Annotated in this window: 22 protein-coding genes; 9 read left to right on the top strand and 13 right to left on the bottom strand. The window is 60.1% G+C overall.

From position 1 onward, the window contains the following. Positions 1-182 precede the first annotated feature (182 nt). On the top strand, positions 183-815 hold the full coding sequence (locus tag LARV_RS18655) for a protein-methionine-sulfoxide reductase heme-binding subunit MsrQ (RefSeq protein ID WP_172797937.1): 633 nt from the start codon (positions 183-185) through the stop codon (positions 813-815). A gap of 980 nt (positions 816-1,795) precedes the next feature. Here LARV_RS18655 and LARV_RS18650 read toward each other — a convergent pair. Continuing rightward, positions 1,796-2,461: an ABC transporter ATP-binding protein gene (locus LARV_RS18650; protein WP_075075326.1), complete on the bottom strand. Its 666-nt coding sequence runs from the start codon at positions 2,459-2,461 to the stop codon at positions 1,796-1,798. Between the two features lie 9 nt (positions 2,462-2,470). Next, the gene (locus tag LARV_RS18645) at positions 2,471-5,629 is read right to left on the bottom strand and encodes an ABC transporter permease (protein WP_075075325.1); all 3,159 of its coding nucleotides are present in this window, start codon (positions 5,627-5,629) and stop codon (positions 2,471-2,473) included. Positions 5,630-6,656: 1,027 nt separating this feature from the next. On the opposite strand from LARV_RS18645, the gene pxpB reads away from it, so the two are divergent. From pxpB to LARV_RS18605, 7 genes are all read left to right on the top strand, one after another. Continuing rightward, the gene (gene pxpB / locus LARV_RS18635; RefSeq protein ID WP_075075323.1) at positions 6,657-7,313 is read left to right on the top strand and encodes a 5-oxoprolinase subunit PxpB; all 657 of its coding nucleotides are present in this window, start codon (positions 6,657-6,659) and stop codon (positions 7,311-7,313) included. Further along, positions 7,300-8,415 (top strand): 5-oxoprolinase subunit C family protein, encoded by a 1,116-nt coding sequence (locus tag LARV_RS18630; RefSeq protein ID WP_152031881.1) that lies wholly within the window; start codon positions 7,300-7,302, stop codon positions 8,413-8,415. Before pxpB ends, LARV_RS18630 begins: the two co-directional genes overlap by 14 nt. A gap of 232 nt (positions 8,416-8,647) precedes the next feature. Next, complete coding sequence (locus LARV_RS18625; protein ID WP_201785961.1) at positions 8,648-9,112, top strand: HIT family protein; 465 nt, start codon at positions 8,648-8,650, stop codon at positions 9,110-9,112. A gap of 227 nt (positions 9,113-9,339) precedes the next feature. Next, complete coding sequence (locus LARV_RS18620) at positions 9,340-10,083, top strand: LamB/YcsF family protein (protein WP_075075320.1); 744 nt, start codon at positions 9,340-9,342, stop codon at positions 10,081-10,083. Between the two features lie 38 nt (positions 10,084-10,121). Then, positions 10,122-11,261, top strand: coding sequence for a hypothetical protein (locus LARV_RS19975; RefSeq protein ID WP_083522768.1), 1,140 nt, complete (start codon positions 10,122-10,124; stop codon positions 11,259-11,261). A 118-nt stretch (positions 11,262-11,379) separates the two neighbouring features. Continuing rightward, entirely contained in the window at positions 11,380-11,940 is a 561-nt protein-coding gene (locus LARV_RS18610; RefSeq protein WP_075075319.1) for a hypothetical protein, read from the top strand. Positions 11,941-12,087: 147 nt separating this feature from the next. Then, positions 12,088-12,987: a GNAT family N-acetyltransferase gene (locus tag LARV_RS18605; protein ID WP_075075318.1), complete on the top strand. Its 900-nt coding sequence runs from the start codon at positions 12,088-12,090 to the stop codon at positions 12,985-12,987. A gap of 230 nt (positions 12,988-13,217) precedes the next feature. Here LARV_RS18605 and LARV_RS20850 read toward each other — a convergent pair whose 3' ends face one another. Then, the gene (locus tag LARV_RS20850; RefSeq protein WP_269084977.1) at positions 13,218-13,349 is read right to left on the bottom strand and encodes a hypothetical protein; all 132 of its coding nucleotides are present in this window, start codon (positions 13,347-13,349) and stop codon (positions 13,218-13,220) included. A gap of 91 nt (positions 13,350-13,440) precedes the next feature. Further along, entirely contained in the window at positions 13,441-13,905 is a 465-nt protein-coding gene (locus tag LARV_RS18600) for a maleylpyruvate isomerase N-terminal domain-containing protein (RefSeq protein ID WP_075075317.1), read from the bottom strand. 204 nt (positions 13,906-14,109) lie between these two features. Here LARV_RS18600 and LARV_RS18595 point away from each other — a divergent pair, with 204 nt between their 5' ends. Then, on the top strand, positions 14,110-14,637 hold the full coding sequence (locus LARV_RS18595; protein ID WP_075075316.1) for a hypothetical protein: 528 nt from the start codon (positions 14,110-14,112) through the stop codon (positions 14,635-14,637). 71 nt (positions 14,638-14,708) lie between these two features. Here the strand turns inward: LARV_RS18595 and LARV_RS18590 are convergent, their stop codons facing one another. The 9 genes from LARV_RS18590 to LARV_RS18565 form a co-directional block, all read right to left on the bottom strand. After that, on the bottom strand, positions 14,709-15,458 hold the full coding sequence (locus tag LARV_RS18590) for a hypothetical protein (protein ID WP_075075315.1): 750 nt from the start codon (positions 15,456-15,458) through the stop codon (positions 14,709-14,711). A gap of 61 nt (positions 15,459-15,519) precedes the next feature. Continuing rightward, positions 15,520-16,497 (bottom strand): NAD(+) synthase, encoded by a 978-nt coding sequence (gene nadE, locus LARV_RS18585; protein WP_075075314.1) that lies wholly within the window; start codon positions 16,495-16,497, stop codon positions 15,520-15,522. A gap of 114 nt (positions 16,498-16,611) precedes the next feature. Then, positions 16,612-16,761, bottom strand: coding sequence for a hypothetical protein (locus LARV_RS20455; protein WP_172797936.1), 150 nt, complete (start codon positions 16,759-16,761; stop codon positions 16,612-16,614). Between the two features lie 244 nt (positions 16,762-17,005). Continuing rightward, entirely contained in the window at positions 17,006-18,553 is a 1,548-nt protein-coding gene (locus LARV_RS18580; RefSeq protein ID WP_075075313.1) for an FGGY-family carbohydrate kinase, read from the bottom strand. Between the two features lie 292 nt (positions 18,554-18,845). Continuing rightward, positions 18,846-20,354, bottom strand: a complete 1,509-nt coding sequence (locus LARV_RS18575; protein ID WP_075075312.1) for an FAD-dependent oxidoreductase — start codon at positions 20,352-20,354, stop codon at positions 18,846-18,848. A gap of 36 nt (positions 20,355-20,390) precedes the next feature. Continuing rightward, on the bottom strand, positions 20,391-20,522 hold the full coding sequence (locus LARV_RS20845; protein ID WP_269084976.1) for a hypothetical protein: 132 nt from the start codon (positions 20,520-20,522) through the stop codon (positions 20,391-20,393). After that, positions 20,519-20,665, bottom strand: coding sequence for a hypothetical protein (locus tag LARV_RS20450; protein ID WP_172797935.1), 147 nt, complete (start codon positions 20,663-20,665; stop codon positions 20,519-20,521). The genes LARV_RS20845 and LARV_RS20450 overlap by 4 nt, the downstream gene beginning before the upstream one ends. 770 nt (positions 20,666-21,435) lie before the next feature. Beyond that, entirely contained in the window at positions 21,436-22,407 is a 972-nt protein-coding gene (locus LARV_RS18570; protein ID WP_075075311.1) for a hypothetical protein, read from the bottom strand. Positions 22,408-23,116: 709 nt separating this feature from the next. Further along, positions 23,117-23,515 carry a hypothetical protein gene (locus LARV_RS18565; RefSeq protein ID WP_075075310.1) on the bottom strand — a complete coding sequence of 133 codons (399 nt, stop codon included), beginning with the start codon at positions 23,513-23,515 and terminating at the stop codon, positions 23,117-23,119. Between the last annotated feature and the right edge of the window lie 314 nt (positions 23,516-23,829).

The raw sequence follows: 23,829 nt of genomic DNA, 5'->3' as shown, positions 1-23,829 counted from the left end.
CTGAGTTATGAGTTCTGAGGGATGAGTTCTGAGGGATGAGTCAAGAGTTCTGAAGTCGATGGATGGAAACGGAAAAAAGGATGTTGAGATTTTCCAGGAAGACATCAACCACTCACGCCTCATTTACTCATCCCTCTTCCACTCATCCCTTTTCACCTCCTCACCCTTCCCCTCATCACCCATTGACACAGAACTCATCCCAAAATTTTTCCTTCCGCGTTGTTCTGATTCTGGCTCACGCCCTGGCACTGCTGCCACTGGCGCACCTCATCTTCGCCGCCCTGACCGGCGGATTGACGGTCAACCCAATTCAATACGTCGAACAGCGCCTGGGAGACGCCGCCATTGCCGTACTGACCGCCGACCTGGCGGTCAACCCGGCCGTCACGATCACCGGCTGGCACAAATTGAGCAAACTGGCCCGACCGCTCGGGCTGTATGCCTTCGGTTACGCCTTTGCGCACTTCCTGGTCTTCATCGGTCTGGACTTTGGGTTTTCGGGACCGCTGCTGTGGCAGGAACTTCGCGAAAAGCCCTTCATTCTGTTGGGTTTGAGCGCCCTGATTCTCCTGGCCGCGCTGGCGATCACTTCATTCAAATGGTGGATGCGCAGGCTGGGCAGGAATTGGAAGCGCCTGCACCGCCTGGTGTACGTCGCCGGCATCCTGGTGGTCATCCATTACGGCCTGGCGCTCAAGGGCGACTTCTTCCACCTGCGCGGCAACGAACTGCTGCCGTTGCTGTACGCCGTTGTGATCCTGATCCTACTGGCTATGCGAATTCCGTGGGTCAAGAGACGCCTGAAACGGCGCTGATCCGCCACTGCAGCCCGCGCCTCGGACGCAGCGGGGTTGCGAGCTTTGGGCATGCGATTCCCTGCAGCCGATCGCGTAAGGGTGCCTGTGCCCGTAGGGTGGAGTGGGGAATATGAAGGCTTACCGGTTCGCATTTACCAAAATCCGCCCGATCCGGGCCACGACCCCGGCTATTATTCATGCTCCGTTTAGGATTAATCCGCGTAGCCGCGGACCTGCGTGTCCGCTCTTTGGACGCGATCTGAACGATGGGTTCCGGGACAGCCGGATCCGTTGCCCGAATTGCGGCGTCTTTGCCCCTCCCATCCTACGCGGTACGGGTCGCTGTGCCCTCGCCCCGCAGGGAGAGGGACAGCCCGCGCGGTTGGAAGTCAATTCCATCCGGGTGAGGGTCCCACCGCAGCCTGAACGATGGGTTTCGGGGCAACCGGTTCCCAGGTCCAACCGCGGCGCCTATGCCCTCCACCCATCCTGCGCGGTACGGGTCGCTGTGCCCTCGCCCCGCAGGGAGAGGGACAGCCCGCGCGGTCGGAAGTCAATTCAATCCGGGTGAGGGTCCCACTCCGGCCGTAACGATGGGTTCCGGGGCAGCCGGATCCGTTTCCCGAATTGCGGCGTCTTTGCCCCTCCACCCATCCTACGCGGCACACCGTTCCTCTCTTCTCAATCAGAAATCAGCAATCGACAATCAGCAATTGCTCTACATTCAGCACCTGCCCTCGAAGAGGGTTCTTCATTCAGCATTCAGCATTCAGCATTCAGCATTCAGCATTCTACATTTGTAATGATGGGTTCCGGGGCAGCCGGATCCGTTGCCCGAATTGCGGCGTCTTTGCCCCTCCACCCATCCTACGCGGCACGCCGTTCCTCTCTTCTCAATCAGAAATCAGCAATCGACCATCAACAATTGCCTGCCCTCGAAGAGGGTTCTATATTCCGGATGATGGGTTTCGACCAGCCAGGTTCCAAGGTCCAACCGGTTACCCGTTTTCTTTCAAAACCCCATCCGACATGCGCCACACTTTATCCGACTTTTCAGCGATGCCGGGATCGTGGGTGACGATGACCACGCAGTAATCCTGGTCGTGCGCCAGGTGCTGCAGGATCTCCACCACATTCTCACCGTTAGCCTTGTCCAGGTTGCCGGTCGGTTCATCGGCCAGCAGCACGCGCGCACCGGAGGCCAGGGAGCGGGCAATGGCCACGCGCTGCTGTTCGCCGCCCGAGAGGTTGGCCGGGTAACGCCTGAATTTGTCTTCATGGATTCCAACCGACGCCAGGAACGACCCGGCCCGCCCGGCCGCATCTTTCAACGATAGACCGTTGAGTTCCATCGGGAAGCAGACATTCTCCAGTACGGTCAGCAGCGGGAAAAGTTGAAAGGCCTGGAAGATCATCGAAACCCGTTCGCGGCGGTACTGATCCAGGTCAAGCCTGGCCAGATCCTCCCCGTTGATGTGTATGCTGCCCTGGGTGGGTTGGTCCAGCCCGGCCATGAGCGAGAGCAGGGTGGTCTTGCCGCTGCCGGAGGAGCCCACCACGGCATTGAGTTTTCCGCTTTCAAGGGTGCAGGAGACTGAATCGACCACGTTCCGATTCCCGCTTTTATAGCGGTAGGCGACGTTCTCCAAGGTTAGTTTTGACATGATGGATCCCTATTCCTTGACCTGCAAAAGCTCAAGCGGCTGCTTATGGGTGACCAGGATGGCTCCGCTTACCAAACCGGCCAAAGCCCCGGCCAGGTACAGTCCAGCACTGGTCAGCAAACCACCGGCAGGCATTACCCCCGCTGACATCCACAAAAGGGCAGCCAATCCGAGACCCATGACCGCGCCAATGAGCGAAAGGCAAAAAGAGTCCAGGATCAACGCCACACAGACCGCAGTGCGGGTGATACCAAGCACGCGCAGGATGGCGGCCTCCCTGCTCTTTTGCAGCAGGAGCAAAAAACACAATCCGGCCGCGATCAAGACCGAGACGGCCATCACAACCGGATAAAGCACCTTGAGGATGGACAGGTTCTTTTCAAGTTGGTCGATCACAATCCTCAATTGCTCATCCCAGATCATAAAGCGCAAATCCCGCGTACCCGCTCCGGGGGCTTTGATCACCTTTTGCAGGTCCGAACTGACCTGGGAAAGGTCGCGGTTCCTGGCGGGATCGAGAACGAAATGCGCCACCGTGAAGGCGGTTTTGCTGCGTTCCATGGCTTTAAGCACGGAGAGTGGGATCAGGATCGACTCGCTGCCGATCACCTTTGTTTTGACATGATTGATCGTGACCGCCCGCCCGCCTGAGTACTGCCCAACGATCACACCCGGGGAGATGCTGCCGGACATCTCGCTGACCTTGACCTTATCCCCAATCTCAAGCTGCGCTTGTTCAAGCATGCTGGATGGAATGAGCATTGGGATGCCCTCTTTTTGGATGTCTTCAAGGGTCCATTGCCTGGCAAAGAGGTTCGCATCCCATCCGGAAGCAAAAACCAGTGAACTTGGATCTGCCAGACCGGAAGTGAATGCTTCAGGACCGTCATAGGCGTAGACCGGGACGGAACCCGTCAGCCCGGTTTGAGACCCAGTGCCTTGAATTTTAGACCAAAGGGTTTCCGCTTCGAGGGTGCTGCTGATCACGTAACCGCTGTCCAGGATGCTATTGACGGTATTCAGGTATACAAAGCCATTGCCATGCGGGACGGTCCCAAGGGTCGATCCGGCAGAAGGATCAGCAGGGAGGATGTCGGCTTCCACCACGGTGGTATTGTAGAGACGGTCGATTTCTGCCTGGCTGCGCTGCAGGGTCTGCGATAGCCACCCTGAGGCGAACATAAAGCCCAGGGCGATTGCCAGGGTTAGTATGGATTTGATCCCCGAACGCAGCGCCTGGCGGAAGGCATACCGGCTCAAGGATGCAGGCGTGTATTTTGCCTGTAAGGCGGGTGAGACCCGGGTTGCAGCATCGGCTTTGGGCGATTTATCCACTGCGCCGGTCTGACTGGAAGAGGATGAGGGGTTGACCGGGCCTGCCAGGCTGACATTCGCTGGTTTCTGCTCTGCCGGTCGCTGGATCTGCCCCTGGAGCAAGTCAAAAACAGATCGCCTGGCGAGGAATTGCGCGCCGAGCCAGGAAAACACAGCCAGAAGAAAGAAAATGACAAGGCACAGGATCACTAAAAAGAGGGGATTGAGGTCTGCGGACGGAGCCACCCCGGCGGGGGTGGGAATGGTGGACAGATTGGCGTTGGCTTTACCCAAAGCATCCTTCCAGGAGATCATCCCGCCCAGCAGAATCCCGAATCCGCCGAACAACAGCAGGGGCAAAATCAACTGATGGCTGGCCTGATTTCTTGCGACACCGAGTGCTCGCGAAATCGCATATTCCCGTTTGTGCTGCATCATGTACAGGAAAACCGCCATGCTGAGCGCCACAACCATCAGCAGCCCAAAGGTCAGGATATCTGCAAAGGAGGAGCGGCGGATGGGATCCACGGCAGCCCAATAGGCTGCCCCGCTGTTATCGAGGAAGGTCAGGTTGATGCCCAGTGACTGGAGGGTATTCTGATACTCCTGAATAAAGAGCGCCTGGCTGCGTGAGGAGTCGAGAACAAAGCTGTAACCGGTTTCATCCTGGAATTGTTTTTGAGTCGCTGAGGTAAAACCGGGTTGCAGACTGCCGATGGGGATGTAGGACCAAATGGCGCCATAACGGCTGGTATAAATGCCGACGATCGTGAAGGTATCCTGGTAGGTCGGGTAGCTGCGCCAGAGAACGGTATCGATGCCGTCCCGGATTTGACCATAATAGGTATCGCGCAGCGGACGAAAGGTGAGCTGCAGCTCATCGCCCAGGCTCAGACTACGCTGGCTGGCAAGATCCTCGGGGATCACGATCAATTTTGACCCGGCCAGATCGTCCTGGTGGTTCAACCACCTGCCCGCGGTCAGGGTGTAAAAGTGGGAGGTTTCCTGCATCCTGGGCATGGCGCTCATATCTGCGGTGGCGATGATTCCGAGCGTGTGCAGGTTTTCGTTCAGAATGTCGATCCTGTTTTTGATGGAAGCCATTTCTGGTGAACTGAAGTCAAGGCGCTCATCTTTTGCCACCGCCTTGTACCAGAGCTGTTGATCATCCAGGGGCAGGATCTGAAATCGGAATCGGGTCAGTTGCGTCGGCAGGGAATCAAAGTCATCCCAGGCGCGGATCAGATATCTCTGCCCGACTGTCATTTCCCGGATGGTCGGGATGGCGGATTCGTTTTTATCAAACAAAAACAGGAGAACAACCGAACTGCCTTGACTGGCGTTTTCGGGGAAGGCAGCTAAAAGGGTGTCAATGTCAAATTTGAGGGAATAACCTAATGCATTCCCACCGTCTGGCTGTTTGCCATCCGCCCCGATTTCTTTTTTGTCGAGGAGTTCACCAGTGAACCAGATATCGGTATCATGGACATTGGACCAATACTCTGCGGGTAATGCTTTGATCAGCATTGTGGCATTGGTGCTGAGGAAGCTGGTATTAAAGGTGTGCGACATGATGCCCGAGACCACTTCAGCAGGGTTGCCATAGGCAAAATGGGGGCTGGAGTTGATCAGACGGATCCCGGCTGAAACATCCCCCGATTGGGGATCTTTAACGTTTTCGAGGACGCCAATCGAGCGGTAGTAGCTGCCCAAAACCCCGGTTTCACGCTGTACCAGGATGAATCCAACCGCTTTCGTGATAAAGACAAAGGAAATTAACCCAAACAAGGCCAGCAAAAGAATAGATCTGAACGGTTTACGCAGACTGGCAGTCAAGAAAATATTAGTTTTCATAAAATCCATACTTTTTTGGTTTATGTCATCATTGATTCAATTATTGTAATTCTCTTGCCATTATAGACGTAACGATGGGTTTTGGACAACCGGTTCCCTGGTCCAACCGCGGCGCCTTTGCCCCTCTCCAATCCTACGCGATACGGGCCGCTGCGCCCTCGCCCCGCAGGGAGAGGGACAGCTCGCGCGGTCGGAAGTCAATTCCATCCGGGTGAGGGTCCCACACCGGCCGTAACAATGGGTTTCGGGCAGCCGGTTCCCAGGTCCAATTGCGGCGCCTATGCCCTCCACCCATCCTACGCGATACGGGCCGCTGCGCCCTCGCCCCGCAGGGAGAGGGACAGCTCGCGCGGTCGGAAGTCAATTCCATCCGGGTGAGGGTCCCACACCGGCCGTAACAATGGGTTTCGGGCAGCCGGTTCCCAGGTCCAATTGCGGCGCCTATGCCCTCCACCCATCCTACGCGATACGGGCCGCTGCGCCCTCGCCCCGCAGGGAGAGGGACAGCTCGCGCGGTCGGAAGTCAATTCCATCCGGGTGAGGGTCCCACACCGGCCGTAACAATGGGTTTCGGGCAGCCGGTTCCCAGGTCCAATTGCGGCGCCTATGCCCTCCACCCATCCTACGCGATACGGACCGCTGCGCCCTCGCCGCGCAGGGAGAGGGACAGCCCGCGCGGTTGGAAGTCAATTCCATCCGGGTGAGGGTCCCACTCCGGCCGTAACGATGAGTTTCGGAGCAACCGGTTCCCTGGTCCAATGCCCCTCCACCCATCCTGCGCGATTCGGGCCGCTGTGCCCTCGCCCCGCAGGGAGAGGGACAGCTCGCGCGGTTGGAAGTCAATTCCATCCGGGTGAGGGTCCCACTCCGGCCTGAACGATGGGTTCCGGGGCAGCCGGATCCGTTTCCCGAATTGCGGCGTCTTTGCCCCTCCACCCATCCTACGCGGCACACCGTTCCTCTCTTCTCAATCAGAAATCAGCAATCGACAATCAGCAATTCCTCTTCATTCCGTTATAATCTTCTCATGCCTTCCACTTTTCCCCGCCTCACCCCGCTCACCGACTCCGCTTTGCTCCTCGAACTCGGCGACGCCATCGATCCTGACCTCAACGCGCGCGCGCACGCCCTGGCCGCCGCGCTGCGCTCCTCCGGACTGCCCGGGCTGGGGCAGGCCGTGCCGGGCTACGCCTCGCTGCTGGTGCCATACGATCCGGCCCAACTCGCCTTCTCCGCGCTTTCGGATTGGCTACGCGCAAATATCGAGACTATCCAGCCTCTCCCGGCCGCCCAATCCCGCACCGTCGAGATCCCCGTGCGCTACGGCGGCGCGGACGGGCCCGACCTGGACTTCGTCGCCGCACACAACCATCTCACCCCGGCCGAGGTAATCGCCCGGCATACCGCGCCTTTGTACCCGGTCTACTTCATGGGCTTCGCGCCCGGTTTCCCCTACCTGGGCGGGCTCGACCCGCGCATCGCCGCCCCGCGCCTAACCTCTCCGCGCACGCGCATCCCGGCCGGCTCGGTCGGCATCGCCGGCAGCCAGACCGGCGTCTACCCGCTCGAAACGCCCGGCGGTTGGCGGTTGATCGGCCGCACCGAACGGCTGCTCTTCGATCCCTCGCGCGAGCCGCCCTTCCTGCTCGAGCCCGGGGATCGGGTGAAATTTGTGGCGGTGTGAGCCGAACGGTATTCGTTGGGTCGTTGATAAACCAGTTACCAAAATCGACTCCGCCGTTCACCGTCCTCTCTTCACCTTCTTCATTCAGCATTCATCATTCTACATTCCACATTTCCCGCCCATGCTCGAAATTCTCTCTGCCTCCCCCTTCTGCACCATTCAAGATTCCGGCCGCGCCGCCTGGCGTCCGTTCGGCCTGCCCGCCGCCGGGCCAATGGACCCCTTCGCCTTCACCGCCGCCAACCTGCTGCTCGGCAACCCGCCCGGCGCGGCCGGTATCGAAATAGGTCCGGGTGAACTGACTCTGCGCAGTTGGGACGACTGCCTGATCGCCCTGGCCGGCCCCGGGCTGGCGCTGCGCGTCGACGGCGCCATCATGCCGGATTGGAGCGCCGTTTTCGTGCCGGCCGGCTCCTCATTGCAAATCGAGCGCTCCGGCGCCGGCGTGTGGGGCTACCTGGCCGTCTCCGGCGGCCTGCAGACCGAACTCATCATGGGCTCGCGGGCCGCCTACCGTCCCGCCGGGCTGGGGCAGGCCGTATCCCCCGGCGCGCTGCTGTCCACCGCCGCCCAACCGCCCGATGTGGGCCTTCGCGCCGGCGCGACCCTGCCGCCCGCCGGACGCCCGCCCTATTCGCTCGACCTGCACCTGGCCGCGCTGCCTGGCCCGCACGTCGGGCGCTTCACCCCGGAGGCGCTCGCGGCGTTCCACAGTGCGGTCTTCAGCGTCTCCGGCCTCGCCGACCGGACCGGCTACCGCCTGGACGGCCCGCGCTTGGACCATGTTCGATCCGGCGCTCAGGGGGATGGAGCCGACATCCTCTCGGCCGGACTGCTGCCCGGCTGCGTGCAGGTGCCCGCCTCCGGTCAGGCGGTGGTGTTGATGGCGGACGCGCCCACCTCCGGCGGCTACACCCAGATCGCCTCGCTGCCGGCGCTCGATCGCGCGCTCCTGGCTCAGGTGCCGCCCGGCGAAGGCCGCATCCGCTTTCGCGAAGTTTCGCTTGCCGTAGCCCAGGCGCGCACGCAGGAACAATGGAAGATCCTGCGCACTGGCATCCAACCCACTGAAACGGAAAACCTGGGCTGGGCAGGAGGCTAAATCCTTTTTTATCCTGCAAATCCTGTCCATCCTGTTTTCCCGATCCTCTCACGTCGGGTTTCGGGGTGAGCCTGGACCAATCGACGAGTCTCGCCGCACACCCCTTTACGCGACCTCGACTCTTTACGTTGGGTTTCGTTTCGGCATATACTTACCTGTAGCAGATGTAAATAACACTCAACCTAACCTACATATTTTCTTTCCTCACATCCTCTTCATCCTCCCCATCCCTGTGAATTCTTCCAGGAGCCCCATGACCCTCATCCACCGCAATGTCGAAGCCTGCCGCGCCGGAACCTTCCCGCCGCTCATCTGCCGTTTACCCTCCGGCTGGGCGGTGCTGTGCGATATGCAGTACCTGCGCGGCTACACCATCCTGCTGGCCGACCCGGTCGTGTCTTCTCTGAACGCGCTCGATCGCGCCGCGCGGGCGGCCTACCTGCTCGACACGGCCGTCATCGGCGACGCCCTGATCGAGGTCACCGGCGCCTACCGCATCAACTACGCCACCATGGGCAACAGTGAGCCCGCGCTGCACACGCACATCATCCCGCGCTACCGGACCGAGCCGGACGCCTACCGCAAAATCGGGCCGTGGTCGTATCCGGACGAGATCCTCAACGGCACCCCCTTCGACCCGATTCGCGACGCGGACCTCATCGCCCGATTGGCCGGGGCCATCCAGAAACGGCTGTGATGAACGGGATAGAAATCCATACTGGGTTTCGTTTCAGCACACGGTTAACCTCGGCATAGGGTAAGAACACTCAACCCAACCTACATCTCTTCTTCAAATCCTTTTCATCCTCCCAATCCCTGTTCATTCTTTTTCTGTATCTCTGCAACCCCAAAATTTGTCTATAATAAGGTGTGTTCTTTCTCATCAACTCAGAACTCATTGCACAGAACAATCTGACCTAACCTATGGAAATTGATCTCAATTGCGATATGGGCGAATCCTTCGGCCGCTACACGCTCGGCCAGGATGCCGCCCTGATGCCCCTCATCACCTCTGCCAACATTGCCTGCGGCTGCCACGCCGGCGACCCGCTGGTCATGCAGGCCACCCTGCGCCTGGCCGGGCAGCACAACGTGGCCGCCGGCGCGCATCCCGGCTGGCCGGACCTGCAGGGCTTCGGCCGGCGTGAGATGACCTTTTCGCCCGCCGAGGCCGAGGCCCTGGTGCTCTACCAGATCGGCGCGCTGGCCGCGTTCGCCCGCGCCGAGGGGCTCGAATTGACCCATGTCAAACCCCACGGCGCGCTCTACAACCAGGCCGCCCGCGACCCGGCCCTGGCGGCCGCCGTGGCGCGCGCCGTCCGGCGCTTCTCCCGCCATCTGGTGCTGGTGGGGCTGGCCGGGTCCTGTTCGCTGGCCGCGGCCGCCGAAATCGGCCTGCCCGCCGCCGCCGAGGGCTTCCCCGACCGGGCTTACCTGCCGGACGGCTCGCTCATGCCGCGCAGCCAGCCCGGCGCTGTGCTCGAATCGCCGGTCGAGGTGGCGCGCAACGCCGTCCGCCTGGCCCAGGCGGGCATTGGAACGGGCGCCATCGACACGCTGTGTCTGCACGGCGACCACCCGCGCGCCGTCGAAAACGCCCGCGTTGTGCGGGACGCGCTGCAGCTCGCCGGGATCGAAATCGCCCGTTTCAGCGGGTCACAATTCTGAACGTTCTTTTGTAATCAGCATCCATGAAGGATTCTCTTATGTTGAAAAAATTTCGCATTGCCCTTTTGCTCGGATGGATTCTGGGTTTGTCCGCCTGCGCCGGCCAGCCGACGCTGGCGCCCATTGTGACTCAAACCCCGCTGCCCGAGATTGCTTCTCCCACCCCGACCCAGTCACCCATCATTGTCACCCCCACGGGCGCTCCATCTTCCGCCGTAACGCCCACCGAAAACGTCGCTCCCACGCTTGAGACCTCCGGCGCCGGTCTGCCGGATATTAGCGCCGCAAACTACCTGGACGACCGCAGCACCCCGGCCGCGGTCATGCTTTCCTTCTTCAACGCCATCAACAAACACGAGTATTTGCGCGCTTATTCGTATTACACCAACTTTACCGATCTGGGCACGCTCGACCAGTTCACGGCCGGCTACGAAACCACCCAGTCAGTGGCAGTCGTCATCGGTGAGATCTCCGGTGAGGGTGCGGCCGGCAGCCTGTATTACACGGTTCCGATGGTTCTGAACGTCACCAACACTGCCAATGCCGCCCAAAAATACGCCGCCTGCTACGTGGTGCGCCTGCCGCAGCCTGGCAACTACGGTGAACCGCCCATCACGCCCATGCACATCGAGCGCGGCACGGCGAAGTCGATCGCGGCCGGCACCGCGGATGCGGATGCGCTGGCCTCGGCCTGCCCTGAACCGGATTATCCGACCGGTCCGGGGGCTGCCCCGGCCCAACTCGAATCGCTGACCGACCTCAGCAGCCAGAACTACATCGATAACCGTTCCGATCCCGTGGCGGTCCTCAGTTCGCTGTTCAACGCGGTTAACCGCAAGGAATACGTGCGGGCGTACTCTTACTGGCAGACCCCGCCCAAGGATTACGCCGCCTTCGCGGCCGGTTACGCCAACACCGAAACGGTCAAGCTCCAGTTCGGCACGGCCACGCCGGATGCCGGCGCCGGGCAGATCTATTACGCCCTGCCGGTGGCCATGAAAGCGACTCTGACGGACGGCAAGAGCCAGACCTTTGTCGCCTGCTACACGCTGCACCTTGCCCAGCCTGGCATTCAGGGTACGCTGCCCTTCGCGCCCCTGGGAATCAAAAGCGCCACCGTCAAGCAGGTCGATAACAGTACGGATGTGACCCCGCTCCTGGCCACCGCCTGCCAGTAAAGGAAGTCTCTGCCGGTGTGCGGCGTAGAAATTATTCGTCGCACACCGAATCGACGGTTCACGCATCACGCTTCACTCATCCCATCTTCTTTCATCCTTCAGCATTCCGAGGAGTCCCATGTATCAAACACCCGCCCCCTCATCCGCCACCCCCCGACCGGTGGTTTCGCCGCTCGAACTCAAGTTGAAGCTGCAAAACCGCCTGCGCTCCGGCGCCTCCTGGTTCTACTGGATCGCGGTCCTTTCGATCATCAACTCCATCCTGATGATGGCCAGTTCCAAAATCAGCTTCATTTTTGGGCTGGGCATCACCCAGATCATCGACGCCATGGCGTATCTCATCGGCCAGGACCTGGGCCTTGAATCCGTCAACACCGTGCGCATCATCGGTTGGGTGATGAACCTGGTCATCGTCGGCATTTTCGCCCTTTTTGGCGTATTCGCCAACAAGCGCAAACGCTGGGCTTTCTATGTGGGGATGGGGCTCTACGGCCTGGATGCCCTGGCGACGCTGTTCGTCTGGGATAGCCCCGACCTCCTCAGCTTCGCCTTCCACCTGATCGTGATCTGGGGTCTGGTCAGCGGCCTGCGCGCCCTGGGCCAGCTCGAAAAGCTCGATGAGGCTCTGCGCCAGTCCGGCGTCCTTCCACCCCAGCCGCCCACGATTACGCCGGCGTGAGGTCCGGTATTGGGTATCCGGTATTCGGTATCCGGTATTCGGACGAAATTCTGCATCGACACCTACCCCATACCGAATCAACGAATACCGAATACCGAATCAACGAATACCTCTTCACCCTCCACCCTTCACCCCTCACCTCCTCCCATGAACTACACTTCCCGTCCGTTCGACCCCAAAAAAGATTACCCGGCCATGCGCAAGCTGCTGCAGGCGGCCTACGCCATCAATGGGCCGCTGGTCTATGCCACGGTCGGCGATCTGGACTGGTGGCGCGCTGAGCGCGATGACCCCAGGGACTGGTCCTTCCTGCGCCTGTGGTGGGACGAGCGCGGCGAGTTGGGCGGTTTTGCCTGGCAGGGGGGTAATCAGGTGGATCTGTTCTCGCATCCCACCCGCCGGCGCGTCGAAGCCGACATGTTGGCCTGGTCCGAGCAACAGCAGCGCGAGAAACTTGCCGGTTCCAACGGCCAACGCGCGTGGCGCGCCTGGGCCCTCACCAGCGATTCATCCCGTCAGACGCTGCTGGGCCGCAACGGCTACCAGCGCGCCAGCGATTCCTTCGCCTTCTTCAATTACCCCCTGGAAGGTGAAGTGCCGCCCACCGTTTTACCGGACGGTTTCAAGATCCGTCCGGTGGCAGGCAAGGAGGAATATAAAGCCCGCGTGGAATTGCATCGCCAGGCGTTCGATCCCTCGCGCTTCACGGCGGCCAAATACCGCGCCGTCCGCAGCCAGCCCACCTACCGCCCTGACCTGGACCTGGTGGTCGCCGCCCCGGACGGGACCCTGGCGGCATTCGCCATCCTGTGGTTCGACGAGGCCAACCGCATCGGCGAGTTCGAGCCGGTCGGCTGTGCCCCGCAGTTCCGCCGCCAGGGGCTCACCCGCGCGCTGCTGCTCGAAGGCCTGCGCCGCCTGCGCCGGCTGGGCGGGCGGTTCGGGCACGTCTACTGCGACGCCAGCGAGGAACCGGCCATGAAGCTGTATGCCTCGGTCGGTTTCAGGGAAGTCGACCGCGTGATGGCCTGGGAGAAGGAATTATAGCTTTTAGCTTTTAGCTTTTAGCTTTTAGCTTTTAGCTTTTAGCTTTTAGCTTTTAGCTTTTAGCTTTTAGCTCTTGGCTCTTGGCTTATAGCTCTTGGCGAATTGTGATTTGTATTAACAACTAACAGCGAATGGCTGATCGCTAATGGCTAACAGCTGATCGCTAATCGCTAATTGCTAATGGCTAACAGCTAATAGCTAACCGCTAATCGCTAATCGCTAATTGCTAATCACCATCTCAGCGCAGGATCAACGGCAGGTACAATGGTCCCCTGGGTTTGATGAAACGGCGCGCCTGTTGGAACGGTGGTGAGCACCAGGAGCGCGATCAGGCATAGAAAGGCTGCATGGATGGGTTTCATGCTGAAAATCCTCCTGTTGTATTCGAAAACGGACCAGGATCGATCGAAGTGAAGGCTTATCGGATGGATTCTTGGAGTTTATCGGAGGACATCACAAGGATTTAGGCGACCGTGGATCCTGGAGCCCTTTCAAAGCCGCCTCCGCCTCATCCAGGTGCGCGTTGCGGTGCTGGTATCGTTCCACCCAGCGCGGATTGTTCACATACACCCGCTCCAACCATCGCTCCGGATATTCCTCCAGGCGCCGGTCGAGCGTTTCGGCAGCTTCCAGCGCCAGGCGCACAGCTTCGTGGGGTGGGATGGCCGCCCACAGCGGCAGCGCCAGGTCGTTGACAATCACATCGATCGCCGGCGCATAAAGTTTGCCGTCCTGTTCGGTCCTGTCCAGCATTATTAAGATCTTTCGATCCCAAAAGGCCAGGTGCGCCAGCACCACCGCCACAGTCCAATCCTCCCCCACCCGCGTCAGCAGCGCGGTGTCGTCCAGATTACCCAGGCGGCGGATGCGTTCCGTCGCCGCCCGATTTCTTTCGCTGAATGAACGGTCGATTGCCATACTGTCTACTCCATCAGTCGATCGGATTGCGTTGATTGAAGATTATTGTCGCTTTTCAGAATTAGTTGTATAGGAATTCGATCAAGAATTCAAGCCTGAATCGGGAACTTTTGGAGAACCTGCGGCGTCTGAGCATTATCCGGACCCGGTCAAGGGTCGCTAACCCTTCGATGGGGATCCGCCAGACAAACCAAAGGAGTCGAAATGCCACGCAAGTCGTATTTTAATCTGATCTTTATCGCCGCATTACTGCTCGGGTTGGCCTTCAGCGTTCTGCCGTCCGGCGTCGTTTCAGCCGATGGCGGGACCACCGTCAGCGCGGCCAAACTCGGCCAGCTCAACAAGGCCTACATCGCGCAGGTGAAAGAACTGGCCTACCAGAAGGAACTGCTGGCGTATGCCAGAGAACGCCTGACCATCGTGGAGGACCTTCAGGGTGACTTCAAGCCCACCGATGCTGCATACAACACCCTGCAATGGTACCTCAACGCCCTGAACACGCGCATCACCAACGCGGATGCCGCCGTCCAGAGCGCCGATCAACTCCTGTCCGATCACAAGGGCTTCGAGGTCAGCGGGTATGGCTTCAAGGTGTCCATCAGCAAGGTCACCGATTTGAAGGTCACCGAGGCCACCCTCAAGTCCGCCACCGAGCAGGTGGCCTTATCCGGCAAGAATCTGCGCCGCGCCATGCGCCTGATCGACTCGGCCATCGAGAAGTTCGCGGAGTAAGCTGCCCGCCCCTGCGCAGCTTGATCCTTCGGGGTTTCGCCCATGCTTTTCCGGGCGGAACCCCGATTTGATTATCGATCGAGGTCGATCCTCCACTTTTGCACCCAATCACTGTCCGCGCGTTCCAATCGTTTTTTCTTCAAATTTTCACGCATCAGCCAACGCACGTCGGGATCCGCGCATTCGAACCAGCGCTCGAGAAAGGCTTTGCCATCCGCCCAGGATGCCACGGCCGCGACGCTCCAACCGTAACCCAGCGTCTGGCGCAGGGCTCGAAAATCGTCCGTTTTTCGCTCCACGGCCCGGCTCAGCGAAACCGTAATGCCGTCCAGGATTTGTAGCACCTCGCGGACGGCCGCCGGGTCGTTCAGCAGGGACGGTTCGCACAACGCCACTGCCACGGCGCGCTGTTCCAGAAACGTTCCGGCCGCCCAGGGACGCATCTGCGCCAGTAAACCGGGCATGTCGGCGGCGCCGTATTTTTGCAAGGCCCAGGCCACCGCCTCGCGAACGCGCCAGCGCCGGTCGCTCGCATATTCCCGCAGTTTTGGCATCCAGTCGAGCTCGCCGCCGGCCAGGAGCCTGCCCAACCCGAATACGCCGCAAAATACCCCAAACACCTGCGGTGAATTCTCTTCCACTTCGGTCGAATCCCGGGCGATCAGGCTTAAGATCATCTCACGGCTGGCTTCCTGAAAAACCGCTTCTGCCAGTTCAAGGTTGCCGCGTGGGCCGGGCAGATGACTGTTGGCGCAAAGATAGCCGGGCCAGTCCGGACACTCGCGTAAAGCGCTGCGATACAGGTCGATTTTAGAGGACATTTTCGGAATTCCCTCTCAGAACTTCCCCGGGAAATCTTTCGATGAAGTATCGAATGATTGCTTAATCTCGTCCCAACGGTTCCAGCCTCACCGGCATCCCCCGCCGCGCGTCCGCCAGGGCGCAGGCCGAACGCACCGTCGCTGCCAGCCGCGGGCTGGCGTCCGCGTGCAGCGCGATGGCTTCATCGCTCATACCCAACGACAGGCCCACCAACAGGTGGTCGAGCAGTTCATAGCTCATCCCGATGGCTTCCTCGTTGGGCAGCCCGGCCGCCAGATCGCCGCTCGAAGGCTGGGTGATGATACTCTCGGGCAGGCCCAGTTCCCGTCCCAGGGCGCGAATCTGCGTCTTGAACAGGTGGCTCAGCAAGGCCAGGTCGCCCACCCCGTCGCCGTGCGGATCGTAGAAACCGATCGACCATTCGGAGCGGTCGGTGGTGCACACCAGCAGGCAGTCCTGGCGCGCGGCCCGCAACGAAAGCGCCAGCATGCGCGCCCGCAGCTTGCCGAGGACAAAGGCCTGCGTCTGACCGGCATAACGCCACATCCAGCGCTGCAAAGCGCCGGCGGCCAGTCCGCGGCGCTGCCCGTAGGCGTATTCCTGAACCCAGGGGAACAAGGCCGGAGCGCCGCTCAAACGCCGGATCCCGCGCATCCAACGTTCCAGCAGCGTGCGGTTTCTGGCCACCTCCTGCGGGGTATCGTCATACAGGCCCAGCCAATCCATCAATGAGGTCATGTCGGCTTCGCTGGTACGCAATCCCAACGATCGCACGACCGCGTGCGCCTGTTCGTGCAGCTTCGAGTCGCTGTCGCGTTCGGGCAGCATCAGAACGTGCACCTGTTCGATGGGCAGCGCCCGCGCGCACAGATAAGCGCACACGCTCGAATCCAACCCGCCGCTCAAACCGGTCAACACGCCGCGCGCGCCGCGGCGGGCCACTTCTGTCTGAATAAAGGTCGAAATCCGCTCGATCTCGGCCTGCGGATCGAAAATCAAAGCCCACTCCAACGGATTTCGGTCGGTTTCGATCGTCATTTTTCATGCTCCTGCGTTTTCAGGGCGAACCACGGCACGCTTTTTGGCACCCGAATCCCGTGCGTCCTGATTGACGAGAGGATTGCGTCTCACATCCTGGATATTTACATCAATTTAACAATCATACGGCATTTTCAACCCGAAAACGCCGGTCGAATGTTCATAGCCGGCCCCTTCCATTGACCAGGCGCAGGCCATCCCAACCAGCCCACCTGCGCGTTCAGGCCGGACCTTACCAAACCGGTTCGGGCGTGAAACCACCATTCCGTGGCTCCGGTTAACCAGCCTCGAGCCAGGGACCCCTGGCAAACGCTCCTGGCCGGGATGTCATTACTTTACCGCCGCAAACCGGCTCATCGGAGTCGGCCGCATGCGATTCCTGAAATCATGTCAGATCATCAGGCCTGGCCCTACCCGGGCCCGATCGAAAATCTCGCCTTAACGGCCAATCACTTGCCTCTGCCCGCTAACTGTAAACTGCTGAAAGCGAACCGCTAAAAGCTGATCTCTATCCCCCCAACTTTTGCATGGCCTGGTATAGAGGTTTCAGCCGGTCATACATCTTCAGGTACACTTTGGCGTACAGTTCATCGTAAATCGCGTGCACCTTTGGATCCGGCTCGAAGGTCTGTGAAACGCGCGTCATCTCGCGCACCGCGCTGGCGAAATCCGGGTGCAGCCCGATGCCGACCGCGGCATCGATGGCCGCGCCCAGCCCGGAGGCTTCGTAGACATGCGGCCGGGATGCGGCCAGCCCGAATACATCCGCGGTGAGCTGCATGCCGGCGTCGCTTTGCGAGCCGCCGCCCGCCACGCGCAGCGCTTCGATCTTCACGCCGCTGCTTTTCGAAGTCCGTTCGGCGCCCTCGCGCAGCGCGTAGGCCAGTCCCTCGAGAATGGCGCGGTACAGATGCGCCCGCGTGTGCACGTCCGCAAAACCAATCACCGCGCCGCGCGCCTCGGGACCCGGCTTGCGCAGACCCGGCGACCAGTACGGCTGCAGCACCAGGCCGTCCGATCCCGGCGGTGCCTGGCGCACGAGTTCGTCGAAGAAAATCTCGGCCTCCACGCCCTGTTCGGATGCGCGCAGGCGTTCTTCGTGCCCGAACTCCTGTTTGAACCAGCTTACCATCCAGTAACCGCGAAAGATCTGCAATTCCAGGTTATAGGCCCCCGGAACCGCCGAAGGATACGGTGGAATCAGAGGAATGATTTCGATGTAGCGGTCGTGGGTGGTGTTGATGGTCGCCGTCGTGCCGTAACTCAGGCAGGCAATGTGCGGGTCCAGCGCGCCCGAGCCGATCACCTCGCAGGCTTTATCCGCCGCGGCTGCGATCAGCTTCAACCCAACCGGGATGCCGGTGGCGGCAGCGGCTTCGGGTGTGATCTCACCCAGCGGCTGGCCGGGCGGCACCAATTCCGGCAGCACCCGCGGATCCATGGGCACAGCCTGCCACTTCCAGTCGTGTTTACCGGCCCATTTTTGGGTTTTGTAATCGAACGGGACGTAGCCCACCTGCGAACCGACCGAATCGACGAACCGGCCGGTCAGCATAAAGGTCAGGTAACCCGATAGGAACAGATATTTGTAGGTCTTGTCCCAGATTTCGGGCTGGAATTTGCGAATCCAGTTGACTTCGGCCTCGGCCTGCAGGTAGGCCACGGTATCGCTGGCTCCGGCCAGCGCGAAGGCCAATCCCCACAGCCCACTGACGGGCTTCAGGCCTTTCGTTTCGCGCTGGTCCAGCCAGTGAATGGCCGGGCGCAGCGGCCGGCCCTCCCGGTCGACGTTGACCAGCGTCGAACGCTGCGTGGTCAGCGCCACCGCCGCGATACTGCCGCGATCCACGCCCGGCTGCTGCCACAGACCCTGGCAGGCCTGGCAAACTGCGTTCCAGAACACCAGCGGATCCTGCTCGGCCAATCCCGGCCCTTCCGAATAGTAGGATTCAATGGGGATGCGCTGCTTGGCCAGCAGGTTTCCGCGCGGATCGAAAAGCAGGGCGCGCACGCTCTGCGTGCCATTATCGATTGCCAGCAAATTTTCGGCGGGCATGGGGGCTCCGAGGGATAAGATAATTACTGGGATTATTGTAGTCCAAAAGTGTAAATCGGTATTCGTTGATTCGGTATTCGATGCGGGTATGGCGTGAGCTGGAAATTTTGGATTGCATCGATCGGGTGCGAAGTCTTTCCTGACCAATCCTCAATCAGCAATCGACGATCGGCAATTCTTCCGCTTCCCTCTTCCCTCTTCCATCTTCCCTTTTCACTCCTCACTCTTCACGCTTCTCTCCTCACTCTTCACTCTTACCGAATACCTCATCAACGAATCCCCAATACCCTCTTCACACCGAATAATACAACTCGTGTATTCTTGCATAGCGGGCTACTTCCCACTGCCAGCGGATGTTGTCCCAGCCCAACTTGGGTTGAATCATGGCGCGCATATCCTCGATTTCGTACAACCCGCCGCGTTTCACCTGCAAGCCCAGGCGCAGCCGGCGCAACAGCAAATCGTCCAGGTGCACCACCGCGCCGTCGTGAGCCGCCCAGTGCAGCTCGGCCCACATGGCCGGCAGCTGTGGATAAATGCTCTGCAACTCATCCACCGGCGTGGAGGCCAGCAGAGCCGGCAATTCGCGACCGTAGCGCCCCGCCAGATAAGACCAACCGGCCGGATCCAGCGAAGTGCTGTAAGGCATCTCCCCATCCGGCTCGAAGATCGGCTGGTCGGCACTGAAGGGCCGCAGCCCGGGCAGGCGTGCGCGCAGCGCATTCAAGGCCCGCGCCGCCGTCAGGCGAAATGCCCCCAATCTGCCGCCGGTTACGCTCACCAGGCCGTTCTCCTCCCGCAAGGTGCCCAGGACCGGAGCCGCCGCAGTCCCTTCCGGCGTTTGCTGAACGCCGGCATGGCAGGCCAGCACATCCCCCAATCCCAGTTCCAGGGTCGGGAAGGCAAATTTGAGTCCTTCCAGCAGGTATTCGATCTCCTGGGCGCTGATCGACGGCTCGGCCATGTCCTCCGGCAGACGGTATTCCAGGTGCATACCGCCCACGCTGACCACGCCGTTCCAGGGAATAAAAGACAGCGGCCGGCCATCCCGCGGGTGAGAAACGGTCAACCCGCAGGTCAGCGGCAGGCGTTCGCCGGGCAGGAACAGATGCGAACCAATCCATTGGCGCAACTGGCGCCTGCCGCCCGCCTTGGAATGCAGTTCATCGCAGCTCGTTCCGGAGGTGTTGATCACCCCGCGCGCCTGGGCTTCAGCGGTGCGTCCGTCCTCGCCCTGAGCGCGGTCGCGCAGCACGGCGCCGCACACCTGTCCGTACGCCGTGAACAAAAGCTGTTCGGCGCGCACGTAATTGATGGCCACCCCACCGTAGTTGACGCCCTCGCGGATCAGGCGCAGCACCAGGCGGGCGTCGTCCAGGCAGGCGCCTTCGCCGCGTTTCCCGTGGCTTAACCCTTTGGTGCGCAAGTGGGGGACTTCGAAGGTCAAATCCCGGGCCGGGATGGATTTGCCCGGCCAGGAACTGGACGCCTGACCCGGATAGGCGGCCTGATAACAGGCCATCGACCGGACCAGGTTGGGCGCTTCGCGCAGCAGCCTGTCCCGTTCGCGGACCAGTTCTTCCACCGGCAGGCCGGAGTCATTCCAAACCTGAATCTGCTTGCCGGAACGTCCGGAGGCGCCGAAGGCAAAATCATTCGCCTCCACCAGCAGCACGCGCAGGCCGGCGCGCGCGGCATAATTGAAAATGCCCGCCCCGCTGATGCCCCCGCCCACCACCAGCAAATCCCAGGACCGTTCGATGGTGCTCCAGATGTTTTCCCGGCTGTCTTTTCCCCACATAGCTGCCCCCATTGGAAGATCAGAATGCCACAGAGATCACAGAGATCGCAGAGAGAGGAAGACGACTGCGCCATCCTCCAGCGTCCCCCAGCTCCCATCCGGTTGGGCCTGCAGGTTGCGTGCCACGCCCGAAGTCGATGCAACCCTGGCCGCCACGGATAGCATCAACCGGGTGAACCGATCAGCGCTGGCTCAGACGTCGCCGTGTTCCAACCATCGATCGGCGTCTTCGTCGCCGGGACGCAGCCGGTCAGCGCGAACAGCAACACCAACCCAACCGGCCGGATTCTTCGCAGTGCGGTTGTGAACACGCTTTCCTCCCCTTGCCAATGCGGATCGAATACCCCCGAATTTATTGTATATCATAATAGTTTATGGGTTTTCGAATCTTGATTGGAAAAGGGTTGTGAATTGAAACCTGTGGCCGACGCATTTCTTGCTCTTCACTCATGGCGCAAGATCCAAATGGCTTGCCTTGTTTTAGTTTCCGGTATATAGTTGGTAAAAATTGCAATCGCATTGTAAATAAGACTTTCTTGCTCGCGCCGGTCTCCGACCGCGCGCGCCCGTGCGATACCAAACGTTGGACGCATTCCAATTTTCTTCTCTTCAAATCCTTTTCACCCTCGGTATTCCTGTCAATTCTTCTTCAACGGTCGCCACGCCAGCCCACGGGGCACATGCAAGCCCGGGCGCAGCTTGAACTCAATTGATTGACGCGGTCCATATTCCCCGCTGGGCCCTTACGCCGTGGTGACACCTGTCGAAATCGCCCCTCGCCCGCGCTGGTCTCTTCCCCCGGATCGGGTGCACTCCGTGCGGAGCCTGCCGCGGCCTGCCTGAGAAAACCCTTATCATTGGAAGCATGCTCATCATGAAGTCAGTCATCCGGCACCCCTGCTACTGACATCGAGAGTCGACCGGCGCCGGCAAAGAGCGGACACGCAGGTCCGCGACTACGCGCTTTTTTTTCGATCCTCTTCATCTTGTGTATCCCTGTGCATTCCTCTTCTCTTCCAATCCTTTCCATCCTGTGCATCCTGTCAATTCTTCTTCTCTTTTCAAATCCTCCCCATCTTCTTCATCCCTGTGCATTCCTCTTCATCACCCGCCACGCCATTAACGTCAACCATCGCGACGGTTCTTTCTTCTGCCCGAATTCCCAATCCTTCCAGGCTGTCCAGACCGACTCGACCGTAAATCGCCCCTGATCGTCGGCCTTTCTCTGCAGCACCCCCAACATATCCTGCAGGCGGGCGTCGCCTTTGAGCCACGCGAAACCCGACAGGACGTCCAGTACGTGCATCAGGTCGTACCACACGAACGGCGCCTTGAGTTTGCGGAAATCGGTGCCCATGTAGAAGATATACGGATGGCGCGTCCGGCTGTCGCTCCACAGGCTCAGCAGCGCCTCGGCGCCGCTGCGGGCGGCCGAACTGTCGCGCAGCCAATCGACCTGCGCGCACAGCTTCAACATGGCCAGCGTGGCGAACGGGCACGGATCTTCCCTGCGCCCCGGCCCGCGGAAGCTGCCCAATTCCTGCGATACGACGCACGGCCAGCCGTTCTCACGCGCCAGCCCGGCCAGATAGGCAATGCCTGCCCTCACCCTGGGATCTTCCTGCAGGCCAAATTTCACCAGTGCATACAGGATCAGCGGGGCGTCGCACAGCGCCCAGGCCCACACCTCCCGGCCCGTCCCGCCGTACGCGCTGGAAACGGCTGCCGACAGTTGAAAGGGTCCCTCCGCCGACGGATGCTCGAAAATGCGCGCAGTGATCTGATCAACGCCCGGGTCATCGGCCCGCAGCCCCAAATCGGCCAGAAAGGTCAGCCTGTGAAAGGGCTGCCCGGCGCTCTTATGACTCGCGATAACCTTTCCCGGCCAGTTGCCCAGTTCCGTCACCAGCGCCTGCACGCGGCTATCCGCCAGCATGCCCGCGCGGGCGGCTTTCACCGCGTCATCCTTCTCGGACTGCCCAAGCATGTCCATCCGGGTGCGGTAGGCGATCCAGGCATCCCCTTCCAGAAGCCAATCGATGGGAGCGTCCATACTTTCCCCTTTCTGATAATCAACGATTACTTGCGCGCGTCTTTACAATACCAGACGTTGGACGCATTCCAGTTCTCTTCTCTTCAAATCCTCTTCACCCTCTGCATCCCTGTTTCTCATCGCCCGCCGCGCCAGCCCACGGGGCACATGCAAGCCCGGGCGCAGCTTGGCCTCGATCGATCGACGCGGTCCATATTCCCCGCTGGGCCCTTACGCCGTTGTGACCCTTGCCGAAATCGACCCATGCTCGCGCCGGTCTCCGACCGCGCGTGCTTGTGGAATGCCAATCAGTGGATGTCTTCTAATTATCTCAAATCCTGTTTATCCTGCGTATCCCTGTTTCTTCTTGCCTTCAAATCCTCTTCACCCTCTGCATCCCTGTTTCTCATCGCCCGCCGCGCCAGCCCACGGGGCGCATGCAAGCCCGGGCGCAGCTTGGCCTCGATCGATCGACGTGATCCATATTCCCCGCTGGGCCCTTACGCCGTTGTGACCCTTGCCGAAATCGACCCATGCTCGCGCCGGTCTCCGACCGCGCGTGCTTGTGGAATGCCAATCAGTGGATGTCTTCTAATTATCTCAAATCCTGTTTATCCTGCGTATCCCTGTTTCTTCTTGCCTTCAAATCCTCTTCACCCTCTGCATCCCTGTTTCTTCTTCTTCTCCTCAAATCCTTATCATCCTGTACATCCTGTCAATTCTTCTTCTCTTACTCCGTTTTCGGCGCGTTTTCCTTGAGCAGTGCGCACACGCCCAGCACGATGCACATCATCGACAGGATCAAGCCCGCCCAGTGCGCGTTCAGGAAATCGATCGCGCCCTGCAGCGCAGGCAGCCATTGCGAAAGAACAATCAGCGCGTACGCCGCCAGAATGGTCAACAGCATCCAGTCGAAGGCGATCTTGAAATACCGTCTGGCGTAATTGAGCTCTTTTCCGGCGAACCGGCGGCTTCCGCCCAACAGCCCACCCAGCGCCGCCGCCACCAGCACAAATGCCAGGATTTCAAAACCCGGGATGAACTGCAGAACGAGGCCGAGCACCCCGACGATGATGGCCAGGACGATCATATAGAAATAGTTCTCCGAAAGATAATTGACCCTGTACATACTTGCCTCTTTTTTCATGGCCCGGTTCGAACGAACGGCAGCCCACCCCGCAATTCAGGCAGCCATCGCGTGGTTTTAATTTCCTCCTGGATTGTAGTCTTCGATCCCGGAAACCAGAATTCTGATTCAATTATCCACATTTACAATCAAAATTCAATATTTATCGATCGATATAATCAACGATTACTGCAAGCATTTCTTTCGCAACGTTGCGTCTTCCCGTTTCACCCGGTTCGCGTATAATCATCTCATGCGCCGCGCTGCCCTCATCCTCCTCGTCACCCTCCTTTCCCTGGTTGGCTGCGTGCCGATTT

The organism is Longilinea arvoryzae (assembly GCF_001050235.1).
Classification (GTDB): Bacteria; Chloroflexota; Anaerolineae; order Anaerolineales; family Anaerolineaceae; genus Longilinea; species Longilinea arvoryzae.
The sequence above is the reverse complement of the archived record's forward strand: the minus strand, read 5'-3'. Positions and strand labels throughout refer to the sequence as shown.